Below are 18,658 nucleotides of genomic sequence, written 5' to 3'. Positions count from 1 at the left end.
ACCTCGAACACGCTGTGGGCAGGACGCGAAACGGGTACACGGAACGCCGGTGACCGCCTTCGACGTCGAAGGAGCTTGCGTTCCGAAGCAAGGACTCCGGAGGCGCAGCGGTCGCGGCGCCATCACTCCCAGGTGCCCCACAGCACCGCGCGAAGACGTGAGCCTCCGACGCGTCACATGGGAGATCAGGTAGGAAACTGACCAACACTCGTTTGCCACTGGTTCGGCGCGCTACTACTCCCTGCGAGTTACGGACCATGTGAACCATTTCCGCGCAGGCATACTCCCACACGAGCAACCGGCTGCACAATTGGGCTATACGCAATCTTCAACAATGCACCCATTAGGGGGAGCAGGGGGGTATGTTATTGCTCGGTCGACAATCACGACCCCGGACGTCGGCACCGTTTAGCCAACCGCAGGGGACATCTCAATTGGCACCATCCCACACCTGCCATTATTCCCGAATTCTCCGCCACATTCGGCGAGCGGACACCCAAAGAATACGAAGCACCCTCACATCCTGACCCTCCAAATCCCCAGTCCGCGACCCGTCGGCAGCCACGATCCGCTGACGCCGTTCCATCACCCGGGCGGCGGCTGTCCCACAGGACCAGCGACCACGTACGGTTACCCCGAACGGGGCCATGATCAGCCGTACCGCGCGTCCACCGGTCGACCCTCCGACGGGTCTCGGCGGCGCGCCGGTCCGACCTGCCCGCACACCGTCGTGCGCCGGCGTCCGGCACCGGCTCCCTCCCGGTGCCCCAGCCCCGCCCGGCCTGGACCCGGCGAGATCGCCCCGCCCGCCACGCTCCCCCACCACCGCGCCCACCCACTGACGTCAGGAGTGCCCGTGAACGTGCGTGACACCAAGGCCGCACCAGGAGACCTGGCCCGACGCCTGGTACCCGACTGGCTGTGGGAGCTGGTCGAACCGACGCTGCCCACCCCGAGACCTCGGCCACAGGGCGGCGGGCGGGCCCGGGTCAACGAGCGGGCCGTCCTCACGGCGATCGTGTTCGTCCTGACCAGCGGCTGCGCCTGGCGCGACCTCCCGGCGTCCTTCTCCGTGTCCGCACCCACCGCCCACCGCCGCTTCCAGGAGTGGTCGAACGCCGGGGTGTGGCAGCGCCTCCAGGGCGCCGTACGACGAGGAGGACTGGACCAGGCGGAGCGCGTCTGGGCACGGAGCGTGCTCACGGCGGCGGCCGCCCGACTCCCGGCACGAGCGGAAAACGAACTGCTGGTCATGAAATGAGCCGAGGCAGCCGGGAGGGACCCGAGCACCATCCGAGGCGCCGACGGTATTACGGAATTCACCTCAGCGCCCCGCTCCCGACACCCCGTCACCGTGACCTTCCGCCACGCTCGCGGACCGGGAACCCGCGCTCCCCCGCACCCACTCGTCGTTCACGGCTCGTCTCGATTGGCGACACGCCTCCCCTCTCCACTCCCTGGCACTACCTGGACTCCTAAACCGGATTCCACGACTCGCTCGAGAATCCTCGCGGCTCCGGCCAGGAACGGGACCGACCACGTGAGACATCGGCATTCCCTGCGCCACCTCCTCGAAATGCGCTCACCTGAGCGCCATTGTCATCGTCGTTTACCAGCGTTAGCCTCGAATCCGTCGTGCTCGACCGGAGAACACGACGCGGACCGAGGACCGGGGTCCGGGAGGGGAGGACGTTCGGGGGCCGCCGCCGCCGGAGAGTCCCTGACGAGGAACGGCGGTGCGTGGGCTCGATGATGCGGTGGGGTCTGGTGTCGGGTGACGGCCTCCCGGTGAGCGGACTGCTCACCGTCTTCCGGAACGTCGTGGACCACGCCGTCGACGACGGCGTGCTGCACACCCCGGTGGCCGCCGACCTCGGCTATTCGTGGCGGGCGGACAAGGCCGACTACTTCCCGAGGGGCATGGCTGGTTCCCGCTACCCCCACTGGCTCACGGTCACCGACGCCGTACCGGTGGACCAGGAACGCACCAGCCTGATGGCGGAGCTGACGGAGATCCGCCTCGCCGTCGCACGGGCCGCCACCCTCTCCGAAGTCGAGACCCGACGGCTGCGCGAGCGGATCGACCGCCTCGCGCGCCCCTACGAGGAGCACTTCACGAGGTGGTTGTCCGACCACGACATCGACTGGGTGATCGCGGTCAACCTGACGCTCTCGGACGCGGTGCCGGTGAACCTGGCGCTCCGACGGGCGGCCGCCCGCTACTGGCGGGACGGGAGGCCCGGCGGTGTCCTCTACTGGGACCACGACCTCTTCGGCAGCTGCGCCATCCCCGAGGGGGATGCGCGCTTCTACCCACCCGCGCCGAACAGCCTGACGCCGGTGCCGGGAGGGCTCCCGAGCGACCGGTGGGCGGTGGTCACCGAGGGCCTCGCCGAGGAGGCCGCCGGCTACCCCACGGCATCGCGACCCCGGGTCACCCCCAACGTGCTCCCGGTCCTGCCCGAGTCCCCGGAGCTGGACGCGCGCCACCGGGAGTTCCTCGTCGACAACGGGCTGACCGACCGGCAGCCGGTCGTCCTGGTACCCGTCCGCCTGTTCCGGGTCAAGGGCGTGGAGATCGCCGTCTCCGTCTTCGCCGAGATGCTGCGCACGGCGAGGGACGCGGGCGATCCGGACCCGGCGTTGCTGGTCTTCGGGAGCGTGGAGGAGGACCCGCCCTACGCCGCCGAGGTCCTCGACCACGTCCGCGCCCTCGACGTCACCGGTTCCGTTCGCTTCCTCGACGGCGTGCCGCTCACCAGTCACCGGGAGGACGACCGTTGGCGGCTGGACGAGATCGACCTGCTGAGGATCTGCCGGGCCACCGGCGGCGCCGTGCTGTTCACCCCCAACCTGCCCGACGTCGAGACGGTGGGGCTGGGGCCGGCGCTGGCCGCGCTCGCCGACGTGCCCTGCGCCGTCACCGACTACGACGCCTTCGAGTCCGTCTACCAGGGGCGGGTCACCTGCGTCGTGGCCGACCCGGCGGAACCGCGTGGCGCGGCGGCGGCGCTGTCCCGGTGGATGGCCGGGGCGCGGGCCGGTGACCGGGACGCGGTGGAGGCACTGCGGAGGAACCACGAGGCCGTGCGGGCGTTGTTCCCGTCGGCTCCCTGGCGCGAGCTGGTGCGGGAGATGGCGGACTCCCTCCGGCCCTCTCCCGTCGGAGCGGGTGCTCACCGGTCCGGCCCCGGCAGTCACCGGTGAGCGGCTGGTCACCCGGGGGCGGACCACCGGGTCGTTCGCGAGCGCTCGCTACGGCCGTCTGAGGCAGGACCGGCCACGCCGCGTCCCGACCACCGCGTGCCGGCACCGTCCCGCCTCGAACGGACCGGAGCGGCCGCCCCGCGGCGGCGGAACGCCCGCGTCGCCGAGCACGCCCCGCCCGGTACACCCGCGAACCCCGCCCCTGGTGGGACGGGCACGGACACGGACGGCGCACCGGTGGCGCCCGCTGGCGGCACCCGGACCCCGCCGCTGGGGCCGCCGCCCGCACCGTCGCGATCACGGTCCGTGCCGGTGCTGCCCGACGGGTTGTCGGGCGGCGCGGCTACTGTGCGGTCGACGTCGGCCCGCCCCAGGGCCGGGGGACGACCTGGTGGAGGAGTTCGGTGCGCGCCCTGTTTCCCGCCGCCCGACGCGAACTCGCCTCGGGCGCGGTGCCGGTGCCGGCTTGGCTCGACCCGCACAGGCGGCAACGCCTGGTCGCCGCCTGCCGGGAGTCGGCCCGGGGCCCGGGGCCGCTCCACGCGGCGACGCTCCCCGGTGGTGGTCGGACGTCGGTGCGCCTCGGCCGGCACTGGCGGCCCCACCGCGACACGCGCGCCGCCGAGGACGCTGGAGGCGGACCCGTGCCCGCGCCTCCCGGCTGGCTCGCGCCGGCCCGGGTCGCGAGGCGCTCACCGCCACCGCGGCGCCAGCCGTCGTCGACCGCTACCGACCGGACGCGGTGGTGGTGGACCACCGCGACGCCGCCGCGCGGATGGGCACGCACCGGGGGGACGAGCGCGTCCTCGACCCGGTCGTCTCCCGGCGGAGCGGACCGCACGTCGACACCGTGTGGGTCCGGTGGCCTCCTGGTCCTGGGTGGGCCGTCCGCCTCCCCCACCCCGCGGTGCCGCGAACCCTCCCCGGCGCCGCCGACCCCGACAGCGGCCCGCGAGGTGGGCGCCTCGACAACGCCCCGCGTGACGGGGCTGCCCTGGCAGCGGGCGCACGACCAGAACCCACGAGACGAGAGGGAGCACGACACCGATGCCGGACACACCCACCCCACCGGACCCCACCAGGGCCGGGCAGGAGGCCGCACTCGGTGAGGACGGGCTGCGGCGCTGCGTCTGGGCGGCCTCACACCCGGTGAACAGGCACTACCACGACACCGAGTGGGGGTTGCCGGTACGCGGGGAGCAGGAGCTGTACGAACGGATCACCCTCGAGGGATTCCAGGCCGGGCTGTCCTGGTTGACGATCCTGAACAAGCGCGCCGCCTTCCGGCAGGCGTTCTGCGACTTCGTCCCGGAGAAGGTCGCCGCCTTCACCGACGAGGACGTGGAACGCCTGATGACCAACGCGGCGATCGTCCGCAACCGCCGGAAGATCGAGGCGGCTCGGACGAACGCCGTCGCCGTCCTCAATCTGCGGGCGGAGGGCGGACTGGACTCGTTCCTCTGGTCGTTCCAGCCGGAGCGGACACCGGAACCGCGTTCCACGGCGGAGGTGCCGACCACCAGCCCGGAGTCCACCGCCCTGTCGACGGCGCTGCGACGGCTCGGTTTCGCCTTCGTCGGGCCCACCACGACGCACGCGCTGATGGAGGCGGTCGGCATGATCGACACCCACCTCGTGGGCTGTCACCGGCGGGGGACCTCCGGGGTGTGGCCCTCGGGCTGACCGGGCTCGCGGAAGGCGCGAGTGGCGCCGGCGTCCGGCCCGAGCTCACGCCCGGCCGGCGTCCGGCCCGGGGTACTCCGGCCACCACATCGCGTCCTGGACGGCCTGGACGACGTCGTCCGGTTCCCGCCCGGCGACGCCGTCCCGCGCGGCCTGGCGGACGACGGCCGCGGCGACGGTGGCCGAGGACGCGCGGAGGTCGCGGACCGGGGGCAGCAGTGGCGTTCCTGGTCCCACCTCCTCGACCTGCCCCGCCACCGCCTCCGCCGCCGCGAGCAGCATGCCCGAGGTCACGCGTTCGGCGCGGGCGACGATGACGCCGAGCCCGAGGCCCGGGTAGAGCAGGGCGTTGTTGGCCTGGGCTATCACGTACCGGGTGCCCCGGAGGTCGACCGGGTCGACGGGAACGCCCGTCGCGGTCAGGGCTCGTCCACCGGTCCAGGACAGCAGGTCCGAGGGCTTCGCCTCCGCGCGCTCGGTCGGGTTGGACAGCGGGAGGATGACGGGGCGCTCGGTGTGCTGGGCCATCGCGGCGACGACCCGTTCGTCGAAGGCCCCCGCCGCCGTGGACGTGCCCACGAGGATCGTGGGGTGCACGTGCCGCACGGTGGAGAACAGGTCGATCGCGCCGTTGCCCCAGCCGGCCACCTCATCGGGCGGCCGGGCGTAGTCCCGTTGGTAGTCGCGCAGCTCCCGCATGTCGGACACGAGCAGCCCCTGGCGGTCCACCAGCCACACCCGGCAGGTCGCCTGCTCCCGGCTCAGCCCGTCCCGGATCATGGCGTCGCGCAGCTGGTCGGCGATGCCGACCCCGGCGGTCCCGGCGCCGAACACCACCACCCGCTGGTCGCGGAAGGGGGTGCCGGTGACGCGGAGCGCGCTCATCACCGCCGCCAGGGTGATCGCCCCCGTGCCCTGGAGGTCGTCGTTGAACACGCGGCGGGTGTCCCCGTACGCCTCCAACAGCCGCCGGGCGTTGCCCGGTCCGAAGTCCTCCAGGTGCACCAACGCGTGCGGGTACCTGTCGGCGACCGCGTCGAGGAAGGCAGCCACGAAGTCGTCGTAACGTTCGCCGGTCACCCTGCTGTGCCTGGCCCCCAAGTAGAGGGGGTCGTTGAGGAGGGCCTGGTTGTTGGTGCCGACGTCCAGCACCACCGGCAGGCACCGCGCGGGGTGCACGCCGGCCGCCGCCGTGTACACCGAGAGCTTCCCGACGGCCAGCCGCACGCCGTGCACGCCCCAGTCGCCGATGCCCAGGATCTCCTCCGAGTCGGTGACCACCAGCAGGTCGACGTCCTCGGGTCCCAACCCCCGCGTGTCGAGGGCTGGACCGATGTCCTCGGGGTGGTCGATCGACAGGTAGACGCCACGGGGGGACCGGTACTCGTGGCTGTAGTGGCGGACCGCCTGGCCGACGGTGGGGTCGTAGACGATGGGCAGCAGCTCGGTGAGGTGCTCGGTGAGCAGCCGGTGGTAGAGCACCTCGTTCCGGTCGCGCAGCTGTTCGAGGTACAGGTTCGCCGCGAGGTCGTCCGGCTGGGCTCGGCACTGCTCGTAGGCGCGTCGCGCCTGCTGGTCGAGGGTGAGCACCGCGTCGGGCAGCCAGCCGACGAGACCGAGCCGTTCCCGGTCCGCCCGGGAGAACGCCGTGCCCTGGTTGGTGAGGGCATCCCGCAGGACCTCCGGTACCTCGGTCATCCGCTTCCCCTCCCGGCCGGCCGTGTCCGCATCATCGCCTTCCCGGGGCCGTGGCGCATGCGCGGCGGGCGGCGCTCGCTCCCCCGGTGGCCGGGTGTCCCGACCGGGGTGCGGCCCTCGGGGCGGTTCTGGCCGGGCCGAGCCGGGTAGGTGGGAGCGGATCCCGTTCCCGTTCCCGGGCGCGGGTCGCCGGCCCGACGGGGTCGCGTCGAGGCTGGTCAGCCGGGGTCGGGGTCGGGCTGGTCCAGCTCCGCCTCCCGCACCAGCAGTGCCAGCTGGACGCGGTTGGTCAGACCGAGGCGGGCGAGCGCGGCTGACACGTGGGTCTTGACGGTGGGAACGCTGAGGTGGAGGGCGCGGGCGATGTCGGCGTTCGACAGACCCCGCCCGACCTCCAGCGCCACCTGGCGTTCCCGCTCGGCCAACGGGGCGAGTCTCCCGCGCGCCTCCTCCGCACGGCGGGACCGCGCACCGTTCTCGGGGCCGACGGAGCGCCGGATGAGCCCCCGCAGCACCGACGGGGAGAGCACCGGGTCGCCGGAGGCGGCGCGACGGATCGCGTCGACGAGGTGGTCCGGCGGGGTGTCCTTGAGCAGGAAACCGACCGCGCCGGCTGACAGTGCCCGGTGCACGTGCCGGTCGGCGTCGAAGGTGGTCAACACGATGATCTCCGGCGGCGAGGGGCGTGCCCGGATCGCCTCGGTGGCGCTCAGCCCGTCCATCGCCGGCATCCGGATGTCCATCAGCACGACGTCGACCGGGGTGGTCGTCACCGCCCGCAGCGCCTCCTGGCCGTTGGCGGCCTGGCCGACGACGGCGATGCCCTCCGCGCCCTTCAACATCATCGTCAGCGCGGCCAGGACGAGGGGGTCATCGTCGACGAGCAGGACCCGGACACCGGTCATGTCGGCCACGGTAGCCAGGCCCGCAGTCGCCACCCGCCCTCGGGCCGGGGGCCGTGCTCAAGGTCGCCGCCCGCGAGGCGGACCCGTTCGCGGAGTCCCAGCAGGCCCTGGCCCGACCCGGGCACCGCCGAGTGGGCCACTCCCCCGGAATCGACGACGTCGAGGGTGAGCCCGTCCTCCGCGCGGCCGCTGGCCCGCACCACGACGCTGGCTCCCGGGGCGTGTTTGCGGGCGTTGGTCACCGCCTCCCGCACGATGCGGTACGCGGTCCTGCCCAGTGAGCCGGGCACCGCGCCGACCACCTCGCCGTGGTACCGGATGTCGACCCCGCCGGCGCTCGATTCCGCCACCAGCGCGGGCAGGTCGGTGAAGGAGGGTTGGGGGCGGTCCGGTTCCGGGGCGCGCAGCACGCCGATCACCTCCCGCAGGTCCTGGAGGGCCTGGTGGGCGCTGCTCCTGATGACCCCCACCGCCTGCCGCGTCTCCTCCGGGGTCGCGTCCGCCCGGTACTCCAGGGCGCCGGCGTGGAGGCTCAGCAGCGACAACCGGTGCCCCAGCACGTCGTGGATCTCCCTGGCGATCTCGTCCCGGCTCGACCGGCGGGCCCGCTCCGCGAGCAGCTCGGCCTCGGCCTCGGCCTGCTCGGCGCGGGTGCGCAACGACTGGAACAGCGACCGGCGCTGTCGCACCGTGATACCCCAGGCGGTGGCGGCGGAGTGCACCGCGACTCCCAGCAGGAGGACGAGCGGGCGTCCCTCGGGCGGTTCGGGGCGCCACCCCACCGACACGGCTGCCGAGAGGAGGCTGAGCAGGAGGACGGCGACGGCCACCCGGGGTGGGCGACGGACGGCCAGCGAGAAGAGCGCCGCGACCATCGCACCGGCCGCGGTCTCCGCGACGGTGGCGGTGACGACCAAGCCCACCGCGATGGGCGTTGGCCAGGATCGACGCCACCACAGGACCGCGCACCCCGCCACCCCCAGGAGCTGGTCGGTCGCGGACAGCCAGCCCGGCATCGTGGGGTCCTGCCGGTAGAGGGCCGCCGTCCAGAGCCCGTAGGTGGCCGCGGCCAGGAAGAGCCCGAGATCGACCAGCCAGTCCCGACGCCCTCGGCGCCAGCGTCTCACCGCGGTCATGGGGTGTGAGCCTAGGAGCCCCGGCGACGGCCGAGGCGCCTCGGCCGGGTTCGCGATACCGAAGTCGGTGCTGGGCGGGACCTTCGACGGAGGTGGGGGCTCCCTGTCGACACCTCCGTCCGGAGGGTCGCTCCCTCGGACCGAGGCGCCCGGGGCCGCGCCGTGGCTAGCGTGCCGGCATGGCGAAGTTGATGGGAGCGGCTGGGTTCCTCCTGACGCTCATGGGGATCAGCGGCACGATCGACCACCTCGCGGCGCAGCCGATCCTGGGTTTCCTGCTGAACGGGCTCAACCGCGAGGTGTTCGAACGGTTCGAGGCCTTCTCGGGCGTGGAGGTGTACGCGAACCTGACCGTCTCCGTGCTCGGGGTCGTCCTGATGGTCCTCTCGGACCGGCTGGGCAGGGGCTGACGGGCGACCGTCCCGTCGCGGGGTGGGGCCGGCCGCCCCATCCCGCCTGGTCACCATCGCGCCCCCCGGTCATCGGCGAGCTCATCGCCGGCGGTGTATCAAGATCGGTATGCGGTTGCTACGGGCACAGGAGGCGTTCTTCACGGCCAGGCGGCCCCGGAAGGACTCACCGCACACCACGGCCGCCTACCGGCGGGACCTGGCTGGCATCACCCGCCTGCTCGCCGAGGAGCACGCGGTCGCCGTGGCGGACCTCGGGATCGAGGGGGCCAACGCGGAGGCGCTGCGCGCCGCCTTCGGCCGCTTCGCCGACACCCACGCCAAGAGTTCGGTGCTGCGGGCGTGGTCCACCTGGAACCAGTTCCTCACCTTCTGCGTGGCGGAGGGCATCCTCCCGGGCAATCCGATGGCGGCCATCGACCGGCCGCGCACCCCGCCGCTGTCCCCCAAGCCGCTGCGCGGTGAGGGGACCCCGGAGCAGTTGTTGCGCGCGGTGGCGGCCGGCGCGCGCCGGGCGCGCCGGCCGTGGCCGGAGCGGGACGTCCTGGTGCTGTCCCTCGGCCTGGTCACCGGGCTGCGCGCCGGGGAGATGCGGGAGCTCACCCTGGACTCGGTGGTGGGGCGTCCCGGGGAACGACGGCTGCACGTCCGGGGCAAGGGGAGCCGCGAACGGTCGATCCCCATCGAAGGGCCGCTGGAGCGGGTGATCGAACGCTACCTGGCGTCCTGCCGGACGCGGTTCCCGCACCGCCGGCAGCGCCGTTCGGCGGCGCTGCTGGTGGACCAGCGCGGGGAGCCGATCGGTCGGGGCGCCCTCGAGTACCTGGTGAAGTCCTGCTTCCGGTGGGCGGGCCTGCACGACAGGGTGCCCTCCGGCGCGAGCCTGCACGCGCTTCGACACACCTTCGCCACGAGGCTCGCCGAGGACGGCGCCAATGCCTCCGAGATCATGGCGTTGCTGGGGCACGCCAGCCTGGCGACCAGCCAGAACTACATCGAGGCCACGGGAAGGGAGCAGCGCGCGGCCGCGGCCAGCAACCGCACCTACCGGGCGCTGGCCGCGGTGGCCGAGGCCACCGAGCGGTCGGAGGCGGACAGCTCCGGCTGCTCCCCGTCGGGACGGGCGTCCGAGCTGGCGGGGCGACCCGACGCGGAGTGAGTTCGGCGGGCACGGGCCGGCCCGGACCACTCCCTGGCACGCCGCGTCGGCGTCCGCCCGTCCGATCGGGGACGCGGGTGCTTGGCGGTGCCGGCGGCCCTGGTGCGCGGGGTGAGGTGACCGCGCACCCGCTCCGGAACCGAGCACCCGGCCCGGTCGGCACGCGAACCCGGAGCTCCCCCGTCCTCGGGTTCGCGGCGACCGCCCGGGAGCGGAGGACGGGTGGGCGCGGTCCGCCGCCGTCGCGGGCCGTGGTGCGGCCCGCGTTCCCCGGGCCGTCACGTGGCGAGCGCGCCACCCCAGCCGCCCGGTTGTTCCACCAGGGCGTAGCGGGCGCCGTCGGGGTCGGCGACGGTCACCGCGCGCCCCAGCGGGTTGGTGGAGTCCTCCCCCAGCACGGTCCCGCCCAGGTCCCGGACGCGGTCGAGCGTCCTGCTGAGGTCGTCGGTGGCCAGGCAGCAGGTCCACTCCCCCGCCTCCGGGGAGGTCTCCGGTACCGGACGGCGACCGGACACCGCCCTGCCCTCGAGCGTGTAGGCCCCCTCGGCCATTTCCCAGCCGACTGCCGACGTCCAGCGCTCGTCGGCGCTCGCCGCGGCGAGTTCGGCCCAGCAGGGCTCACCGGAGCGGGGAGCCGGCGCCCACGGCCCGTGCGCCACCCGGCCTGGTTCGACGACGGCGGAGGGGTGCTGGGAGGCCGAGGGCTCCTCGGCCTGCGGACCGGTCCCGAAGATCACCCGCCAGCCCAGGGATTCGCCGTGTTCGGGGAAGCGGATGGTGGCGGCCAGCCGGTCGCCCACCCAGCAGCTCTGGACTCCGCCGTCCCGGGAGAGCAGCACCCAGTCGTGGAGCGCGGCGTGGAACTCGACGGACGCCTCCGGGGAGGCGGTGAGCAGTTCGAACCGGCGGATGCCCCGGACGGGCACTGCGGTGTTCACTTCGGTGGTTCTCCCGTGGGGCAGAGCACGCGGATGGCAGGTTCCGCGGGTCGTCGGTGCGGTCAGTTGATCCTGATGCGCCACCCCTAACGCGGCAATACTCCGTTCGGCCGTAACACGATCGCGGACAGTGGTTTCGGCTTCCCGAGGTGGAAGCCCTGAGCCACCTCGACACCCAGCCTGGTGAGTGCGTTGACCTGGGAGGGGCGTTCGACCCACTCCGCGACGGTGGTCAGCCCGAGGCCGTTGGCGATCTCCATGATCCCTGTCACTAGAACGGAGTCGGTGGTACTCCGATCGATACCACGGACGAACTCACCGTCGATCTTCAGTCCCGTGATCGGCAGGTGCTTGAGGTGGACGAAGGAGCCGAATCCGGACCCGAAGTCGTCCAGCGTGATGCGACAGCCGGCCTCCCGCAGCCGGGTGGCGAGGTGTCGTGCGGCGTCGAGGTTGGTGAGCGCCGCGGTCTCGGTGATCTCCAGGCCGAGTCGGCCGGGCGGGACGTCACTGCTCCGGATCCGGTCGAGGACGAAGTCGCCGAACTCCTCGTCGTCGAGGGTGCGCCCCGAGACGTTGACGTCCAGCCGCAGCCCGGGGTCCGGGTGCGCCGCGAGCGTGTCGACGGCCTGTCCGAGCACCCAGCGGTCGATGTTCAGGATGAGATCGGTCCGTTCCGCGTCGGGCAGGAAGTCGCCGGGGCCCAGCCGGGGCAGGAGATCGTCCTCCAGGCGGAGCAGCAGCTCGTAGCCGAGGGTTCGGCCGGTGCGGAGGTCGACCATCGGCATCCCGTGCAGCGCCAGGTGACCGTCGGTCAGGGCGGTGCGCAGCCGTTCCAGCACGGCCACCCGCTTCGCGGTGTCGGCGTAGTGCCCCGGGTCGTAGACCGTGACACGGTTCCGGCCGGCGCCCTTCGAGGCGTAGAGGGCCAGGTCGGCGTTGGCCAGCACGGCCTCCCAGGTGGGTCCGGAGTCGAACGGGGCGACGCCCGTGCTCACCGTGACCCTGATGGTGACCCCGGCGACGGCGACCGGGATCGTGGCCACGGCCGCGGCCAGCTGCTGGGCCGTCCGTTTGGCCAGCGCCTGGTCCACCCCGGGCATCACGACGGCGAACTCGTCACCACCGAGCCGCCCGAGGTAGTGGTTCTCCGGCAGGCGGTTGCGCAGGGCGGTCGCCAGGGCGCACATCACCCGGTCACCGACCATGTGGCCCCGGAGGTCGTTGACGTCCTTGAAGTTGTCGAGGTCGATGACGACCAGCGCTCCCCGCGCACCGGAGGCGATCTCCCGCTCCAGCCTCGCCGTCAGGGCCCGGCGGTTCGGCAGCCCGGTGAGCGGGTCCTCCTCGGCCATCCTGCGCAGTTCGTGGTGCACCTCGTGCGCCTGGGTGATGTCGTGGGCGCTGCCGACGAGCCGCACCGGCTTCCCGTCATCGTCGGTGATCACCTCCCCGAAGCACTCGAAGACCCGGACATCCGTCGCGTCCGCGCCCCGAGCGCGGTGGATGTAGGTGAAGGGCTCCCCGGTGCCCAGCGAGCGGGTGAGCACCCTGGTCACCAGCGCGACGTCGTCGGGGTGGATCATGCGCATGAAGGCGTCGTAGTCGATCTCGGCGTCGGCCGGGTAGCCGGACATCTCCCGCATGCCCTCCGACCACACCACCCGGTCCTCGGCGATGACCCACTCCCAGTTGCCCATCCGGCTGCGTTCCGGGGACCGGCGGGTGGTCTCGGAGCCGACCTCGAGCTCCTCCTGTCGCGAGCCGGTCAGGTCGACGACGCGGCACAGGTGCGCGTCGCTGGGCGGCAGCGGGTGCCAGTTGATCTCCAACCAGCGGACTCCCCTGTTGGTCGTGGTGAGCCGCTGGACGGTGGACGTGCCCTCCGCCCCCTCCCAGGCCGCGGGCAGGAGGGCGGGCAGGGACCGGCCCCGCGCGTGGGCCTCGTCGATGCCCAGCAGCTCGGCCATCGCCGGGTTGACCCAGCGCAGCCGGCCACGTGAGTCGGTGATGGCAAATCCGACGTCCGTATGGTGCAACACAGTGTGTTGAACGGAGTCGTCTCCTGTCACCCTTCCCTCCTTGTAAACCGCCCTACTGGAGCAATGGTCGCGGCGGAGGGGCGCGCTCGGCAAGCGGTCGCTGGCATGTGTCGCTCAGCGGAGCCGCTCGAGCCGCCGGGCGGTGACGACCAGTTCGGTGGCCAGCGTTCGGAGTTCGCCGAGGTCCGCGCCGTCCTCCACGCCGGTGGCGACGTCCTCAGCGGCGCACCTGAGCTGGAATATCCTGTCCTGGAGGTCGGCCACCTCCTCAGCCGAAAGCACCACGGAGTCCTCGGGGAGCCTGCCTCGCTGGACCGCCGACCGCCGTTCGTAGGCGCGTTGCCGGCAGGCCTGGCCGCAGTAGCGCCGGGGTCGGCCGGTTCGGCCGGCTGGTTCCAGGGACCGTCCGCACCAGCCGCAGTGCCTGGGTTCGCCGCGCCGGGCGACGACGCGGGTGGTCTCGGGCGGTCCTTCCACGGTGCCGACCGTAGTCGAGCACGCTCGGAACAGGGTGTCGGCACACCGGAGCGCACGACCGCGCGGCCTGACCCGTCCACACGGGCGGCCGATAGGGTCGACGCCCGTGACTACCCCTGCCGACGCCGCCGATCCGACCGACGCGCTGTCCGCCGTCCCGGCCGAGTCCGGCCGCCGGGCCGCGACGGTCCCCGGCCGCCTCCGCTTCTTCTACGGTCCGATGGACTGCGGGAAGTCGACGCTGGCACTCCAGATCGACCACAACCACGCGAGGCAGGGGCGGGTCGGTCTGCTGCTGGTGCGTTTCGACCGGTCCGGCAGCCCGCGCATCTCGACGAGGATCGGGCTGGCCAGGCAGGCCATCGAGTTGGACGAGACGACCGACGTCCGGGGTCTGGTGCGCGCGCAGTGGGCGGCGGGCCGCCGGGTCGACTACCTGATCGTCGACGAGGCGCAGTTCCTGAACGAGGGCCAGGTCGAGCAACTCGCGGAGCTGGCCGACCTGGCGCACCTGGACGTCTACTGCTTCGGCATCGCGACCGACTTCCGCGGCAGGCTGTTTCCGGGGGCCCAGCGGCTCTTCGAGGTGGCCGACGAGCTGCAGGCGGTGCAGGTCGAGGTGCTCTGCTGGTGCGGTTCCCCCGGACGGTTCAACGGCAGGGTGGTGAACGGTTCACTCGTGCGGGCGGGCGACACCGTGCTCGTGGCGGACACCACGGCGGGTGACGGCTCCCCCTCCGAGGAGGAGGGCGGTCCCAACAACGAGGCCACGACTACTGTGCGTTATCAAGTGTTGTGCCGCCGACACTTCCGATCCGGTGATCTGGGTCCCATCCCCGCGGCGCACGGACAACTCACACTGGCTTGATAGCGTGCCACTCTGGCACTATCACCCATTCGAGTGGTCATGGTAGTCACAAGGCGGATAACGCGTCACGAACGGCAGACGACTGCATCCCTATGGAGGAAGTCTTCGTTGATGCGTGAAACACGTCACCGTGGGCAACCAGTTAGGCCAAACCGGGAACGACGGCGACGCGAAAGTCGTTGCACTCGGTGAGCACGTTGACCGGGGCGCCAGCCTCGGACCGAGCGAAAGGACACCGTCATGGCCGACCGCGTTCTGCGTGGCAGCCGGCTCGGAGCGGTCAGCTACGAGACCGACCGCAACCACGACCTCGCACCGCGCCGTACGGTGCGGTACGCCTGCCCCAAGGGACACGACTTCGAGGTGCCCTTCTCGGATGACGCCGAGGTTCCGGGGAACTGGGAATGCCGGCTGCACGGCAGCGAGTCGAAGATGATCGACGGCAGCGAGCCGGAACCCAAGAAGGCCAAGCCCGCCCGGACGCACTGGGACATGCTCCTGGAGCGCCGCACCATCCCCGAGCTGGAGGAACTGCTCTCGGAGCGGCTGGAGGAGCTGCGCGGACGCCGCACCCGCTCCGCCTGAGGCCCACGCCGCCCCACGAGGACGTCGATCCTGACACCGTCGCCGGCCGCCCGGGAAACTCCCGGGCGGCCTTTCCTCGTGCGCGGAGTCACCTCCGCTCGGCCGGGGCCGTCAGGCGCGCTTGCCGGTGGCCAGGGCGCGCAGCTGCGTCCCTCGCCTCCGCAGCCCCCACTTGGTGACCCTGATGAGGGCCTCGCGCACGATCGAACCACTCATCTTGGACGTGCCGACCTCCCGGTCGGTGAAGGTGATGGGCACCTCCACCACCTGGAAACCGGCCTCGATCGCCCGCCACGCCAGGTCGATCTGGAAGCAGTAGCCCTGGGAGGCGACGTTGTGCAGCTTGATCTTCTGGAGCACCTCGCGGCGGAAGGCGCGGTAGCCGCCGGTCATGTCCGACACCTTCGCGCCGAGCGCCAGCTTCGCGTAGATGTTGGCCCCCCGCGAGAGCCACTCGCGGTGCCACGGCCAGTTCACCAGGCTGCCGCCCGCCACGTACCGGGAGCCGATGACCAGGTCGGCACCGATCTGGTCGTTGCCCAGCGCGTCCAGCAGCCGGGGCAGCTCCTCGGGGGCGTGGGAACCGTCGGCGTCCATCTCGACCACGACGTCGTAGGCGCGCTCCAACGCCCAGCTGAAGCCCGCGACGTAGGCCGCGCCCAGCCCCGCCTTGGCGGTGCGGTGCAGGACGTGGATCCGCTCGTCGGCGGCCGCCAGCTCGTCGGCGAGCTCCCCCGTGCCGTCCGGGCTGCCGTCGTCCACCACGAGAACGTGCGCCGCCGGCACCGCCGCGTGCAGTCTCGTCACGATCGGGCCCAGGTTCTCCCGCTCGTTGTAGGTGGGGATCACCACCAGTACCGCGCCGACGCTGCTCGGGCGGTCCTCGGGGGTGTCGGCTTCTCCGGCCATCCGTTCCTCCTCGCCGGTCCCAGTGCGGCCGGCAACGTCGTGTGCTTCGCGGTCAGCCGTCCGACTGCCCGGCGTCGGACCGCGCGGTCGCGGCGGACGACGGCGCGGCGGCGGACTCCGGGGCGGGACGCACGCCTCGCGCGCGACGTCCCAGGACGGCGACCCATCCCAGTGCGGCCAGGGCGGTCGCCACCAGCGCCCACTCCGGAATCGCACCGAGACGGGTCGCTAGCGTAGTGGTCGACCGTAGCGGCACCTCCTCGACCAGCGCCGTCGAGGTGAACATCTCACTTCGCTGGACCACGCGGCCATCCGGCATGATGATCGCGCTCACACCACTGGTGGCCGGCAGCAGCACCGCCCGGTCGTGCTCCACCGCCCGTACCCGCGACATCGCCAGTTGCTGGTCGGTCATCTCGGTGAACCCGAAGGTGGCGTTGTTGCTGGGAACGGCCAGGATCTGCGCTCCGCTCCCGACGGTGCTCGTGACCCGGTCGTCGAAGGCGATCTCCCAGCAGGTCGCGACGCCGACGGAGGCCGGCCCCATCGCGAAGGACACGGCCTCGTCCCCCGGTTGGAACTCCCGCTGGACCCGGTCGACGTCCTCGCTGAACAGGCGCACGAACCAGCGCATCGGCATCCGCTCGCCGAACGGCTGGATCTCCCGCTTCCGGTACGAGTCGACCGGCCCCTGCCCGGGGAGCCAGAGCAGGGCGGTGTTGTGCAGGTCCCCCACGCTCGGGGCCTCCTGCGTTCCGACGAGCGTCGGCGCCCCGACCGCCGAGACCGCCGCCTCGATGATCTGGTAGGCGTCGGCGTTGCGCACCGGGTCGATGTCGGAGGCGTTCTCCGGCCACACGACGAGATCGGGTTGGGCCGTTCGTCCCGCCGCCACGTCCTCGGCGAGCAACCGGGTCCGCTCGGCGTGGTTGTCCAGCACCGCCCGACGTTGGCTGACGAAGTCCAGGCCCATCCGGGGGACGTTGCCCTGGATGACGGCGGCCGTCACCGTGCCGTCGGCGGGAGCGGCACCGGCGAACGCGCCGGCCACCCCGCCGGCCAACGGGGGAGCGCGGCCAGGGCCACGAGGGGGCGGCGCGCCGGGCGAGGGGCGCGGCCGACCGGGAAGCCGGAACGGTGCCGTCGCCCCGCCGGGTCCGGCGAGCGGCGAGGTGGGTGGCGCCGAGCCTCAGCAGGCCCCCGAGCCCGAAACCGCAGAGGACGACGGCGAACCCGAGGAAGGCGGTTCCCCCGAGTGAGACCAGGGGGAGGAACACCCCCTCCGGCTGCCCGAAGGCCACCTTCCCCCACGGGAACCCGCCGAAGGGGATGCGGGAGCGCAACGCCTCACCGGCGACCCACAACGCGGCGGCCCACAGGGGCGCGGCGGGTAGCCGGGACACCAGGGCGATCCCGGCGCCGGCGAGCCCCACGAACAGCGCCTGCAGGAGTGCGAGCACCACCCACGCGAGGACACCGACGTCGACGTACTCGCCGATCCAGGTGAGCAGGGGCAGGAAAAAGCCGAGCCCGAAGACCAGGCCGTACCCGGCGCCCGCACGGGCGGTACGCCCGGACACGACGGCGAAGAGGACCGCGAAGGCGATCGGCGCGAGCCACCACAGGTCCCGGGGCGGGAACCCCGCGTACCAGACGGCCCCGGCGCCCGCCACGGCCAGCAACCGCGCCACCAACCCCGGCACGGGTGACCGGCGGTCCTGGCGAGGGGAACGCCCGGGAACGTCCGGCGCGTCGAGGGCTTCAGACACCACCCGGACAGCCTACGGACGGGAGGCCGCCGGCCGTCGGGGCGGTCGGTCGGGTGCGGGAGGACCCGCGCCGGCCGGTCACTTCTTTTTCTTCTTCTCCTTGGGGTTCTTGATCTCGTTGCCGCCCATGAAGGAGTAGGAGCGGATGCGCACGGTCGGAGAATGCGGGTGCACGGCGGACTCGTCGATCTTGATGTCGGTGCCACCCATCAGGTTGAACCCGCCCTCGTGCTCGACCCGGACCCCCTTCGGCACGACCACGGTGTGGCCGCCCATGATCGAGACGAGCACGAGCTCCACCACGGGCGCGTCCAGCTGGGCGTCGCGCATGTCGATCTCGTCCCCACCCATCAGGGCGAAGAAGCCCTGACGGCGGCGGACACGCCACCGCCCCTTGATGGAGTCGCCACCCATGATCGCCATCCGCCACTTGCGCTTGCCCTCGGGCTGGTCGACCTCGGTACCGGGAGCGGCGACCGGCACCGGGGACGGACCGCCCTCGCCCATCACGGAGCGGGCGACCGGCAGGTCCGCGATGAGGACGTCGAGCTCACCGCGAGTGGTGGCCGCGTAGGCCTGTCCCACCCGTTCGGTGTACTCGTCCAGGGTGATGCGTCCTTCACCGACGGCGTCGTTGAGCAGGCTGGCGATGTCGTTGCGTTCCTTGTCCGAGACGCGGATCTCGGGCGTCCGATCGGGGCCGTCCATGGTTGGTGAGCTTACGGCGTGCTCACCGTCCACCGTGCGCCCTCATCCGAGACACCGCACTCCTCGCTCGGTCGGGTGGTCCATCACCCGGTTGACGGAGGCCGGAGGACGGGGTTCGACGGGCACCACGCCCGACCTCGGGGCGGCGGGACCGGTGTCCGGCC

At 72.5% G+C, this 18,658-nt stretch carries 15 protein-coding genes and 2 pseudogenes; 7 read left to right on the top strand and 10 right to left on the bottom strand.

Annotated elements, in window-relative coordinates; translation table 11 throughout:
- Positions 1-862: 862 nt before the first annotated feature.
- The 3 genes and pseudogenes from G443_RS01800 to G443_RS01790 all read left to right on the top strand — a co-directional run.
- A pseudogene (locus tag G443_RS01800) lies at positions 863-1,219 on the top strand (transposase); the annotation flags it as partial.
- A 521-nt stretch (positions 1,220-1,740) separates the two neighbouring features.
- Positions 1,741-3,207 (top strand): glycosyltransferase family protein, encoded by a 1,467-nt coding sequence (locus G443_RS01795; protein ID WP_051314191.1) that lies wholly within the window; start codon positions 1,741-1,743, stop codon positions 3,205-3,207.
- Positions 3,208-4,254: 1,047 nt separating this feature from the next.
- The gene (locus G443_RS01790; RefSeq protein WP_026419770.1) at positions 4,255-4,890 is read left to right on the top strand and encodes a DNA-3-methyladenine glycosylase I; all 636 of its coding nucleotides are present in this window, start codon (positions 4,255-4,257) and stop codon (positions 4,888-4,890) included.
- A 45-nt stretch (positions 4,891-4,935) separates the two neighbouring features.
- On the opposite strand, the gene G443_RS01785 is transcribed toward G443_RS01790, so the two are convergent.
- From G443_RS01785 to G443_RS01775, 3 genes are all read right to left on the bottom strand, one after another.
- Positions 4,936-6,588, bottom strand: coding sequence for an NAD-dependent malic enzyme (locus tag G443_RS01785; RefSeq protein ID WP_026419771.1), 1,653 nt, complete (start codon positions 6,586-6,588; stop codon positions 4,936-4,938).
- Between the two features lie 218 nt (positions 6,589-6,806).
- The gene (locus G443_RS01780; RefSeq protein WP_035292773.1) at positions 6,807-7,493 is read right to left on the bottom strand and encodes a response regulator transcription factor; all 687 of its coding nucleotides are present in this window, start codon (positions 7,491-7,493) and stop codon (positions 6,807-6,809) included.
- Positions 7,490-8,629: a sensor histidine kinase gene (locus G443_RS01775; RefSeq protein WP_026419773.1), complete on the bottom strand. Its 1,140-nt coding sequence runs from the start codon at positions 8,627-8,629 to the stop codon at positions 7,490-7,492. The genes G443_RS01780 and G443_RS01775 overlap by 4 nt, the downstream gene beginning before the upstream one ends.
- A 179-nt stretch (positions 8,630-8,808) precedes the next feature.
- On the opposite strand from G443_RS01775, the gene G443_RS01770 reads away from it, so the two are divergent.
- Both G443_RS01770 and G443_RS01765 read left to right on the top strand, forming a co-directional pair.
- Complete coding sequence (locus G443_RS01770) at positions 8,809-9,039, top strand: RNA-binding protein (RefSeq protein ID WP_026419774.1); 231 nt, start codon at positions 8,809-8,811, stop codon at positions 9,037-9,039.
- Between the two features lie 109 nt (positions 9,040-9,148).
- Entirely contained in the window at positions 9,149-10,198 is a 1,050-nt protein-coding gene (locus G443_RS01765) for a tyrosine-type recombinase/integrase (RefSeq protein ID WP_081715597.1), read from the top strand.
- A gap of 278 nt (positions 10,199-10,476) precedes the next feature.
- On the opposite strand, the gene G443_RS01760 is transcribed toward G443_RS01765, so the two are convergent.
- From G443_RS01760 to G443_RS01750, 3 genes are all read right to left on the bottom strand, one after another.
- Complete coding sequence (locus G443_RS01760; RefSeq protein ID WP_026419775.1) at positions 10,477-11,136, bottom strand: VOC family protein; 660 nt, start codon at positions 11,134-11,136, stop codon at positions 10,477-10,479.
- Positions 11,137-11,222: 86 nt separating this feature from the next.
- Positions 11,223-13,178, bottom strand: coding sequence for a putative bifunctional diguanylate cyclase/phosphodiesterase (locus G443_RS01755; protein WP_026419776.1), 1,956 nt, complete (start codon positions 13,176-13,178; stop codon positions 11,223-11,225).
- Between the two features lie 114 nt (positions 13,179-13,292).
- Positions 13,293-13,655 (bottom strand): hypothetical protein, encoded by a 363-nt coding sequence (locus G443_RS01750; protein ID WP_026419777.1) that lies wholly within the window; start codon positions 13,653-13,655, stop codon positions 13,293-13,295.
- A 106-nt stretch (positions 13,656-13,761) separates the two neighbouring features.
- Between G443_RS01750 and G443_RS01745 the strand changes: the two genes are divergently transcribed.
- Together G443_RS01745 and G443_RS01740 are read left to right on the top strand one after the other, a co-directional pair.
- Positions 13,762-14,523 carry a thymidine kinase gene (locus G443_RS01745; protein WP_026419778.1) on the top strand — a complete coding sequence of 254 codons (762 nt, stop codon included), beginning with the start codon at positions 13,762-13,764 and terminating at the stop codon, positions 14,521-14,523.
- Between the two features lie 240 nt (positions 14,524-14,763).
- Complete coding sequence (locus G443_RS01740) at positions 14,764-15,108, top strand: RNA polymerase-binding protein RbpA (protein WP_016700176.1); 345 nt, start codon at positions 14,764-14,766, stop codon at positions 15,106-15,108.
- A gap of 111 nt (positions 15,109-15,219) precedes the next feature.
- On the opposite strand, the gene G443_RS01735 is transcribed toward G443_RS01740, so the two are convergent.
- The 4 genes and pseudogenes from G443_RS01735 to G443_RS01720 form a co-directional block, all read right to left on the bottom strand.
- Positions 15,220-16,017: a polyprenol monophosphomannose synthase gene (locus G443_RS01735; RefSeq protein WP_026419779.1), complete on the bottom strand. Its 798-nt coding sequence runs from the start codon at positions 16,015-16,017 to the stop codon at positions 15,220-15,222.
- A gap of 52 nt (positions 16,018-16,069) precedes the next feature.
- Complete coding sequence (gene lnt, locus G443_RS01730) at positions 16,070-17,080, bottom strand: apolipoprotein N-acyltransferase (protein ID WP_253860093.1); 1,011 nt, start codon at positions 17,078-17,080, stop codon at positions 16,070-16,072.
- A gap of 208 nt (positions 17,081-17,288) precedes the next feature.
- Positions 17,289-17,690: pseudogene (locus G443_RS01725) on the bottom strand (apolipoprotein N-acyltransferase); the annotation flags it as partial.
- A gap of 174 nt (positions 17,691-17,864) precedes the next feature.
- Entirely contained in the window at positions 17,865-18,494 is a 630-nt protein-coding gene (locus tag G443_RS01720; RefSeq protein WP_026419780.1) for a DUF1707 SHOCT-like domain-containing protein, read from the bottom strand.
- Positions 18,495-18,658 lie beyond the last annotated feature (164 nt).

Origin of the sequence: Actinoalloteichus caeruleus DSM 43889 (genome assembly GCF_000429185.2) — a bacterium.
GTDB classification, from domain to species: Bacteria; Actinomycetota; Actinomycetes; order Mycobacteriales; family Pseudonocardiaceae; genus Actinoalloteichus_B; species Actinoalloteichus_B caeruleus.
The sequence above is the reverse complement of the archived record's forward strand: the minus strand, read 5'-3'. Positions and strand labels throughout refer to the sequence as shown.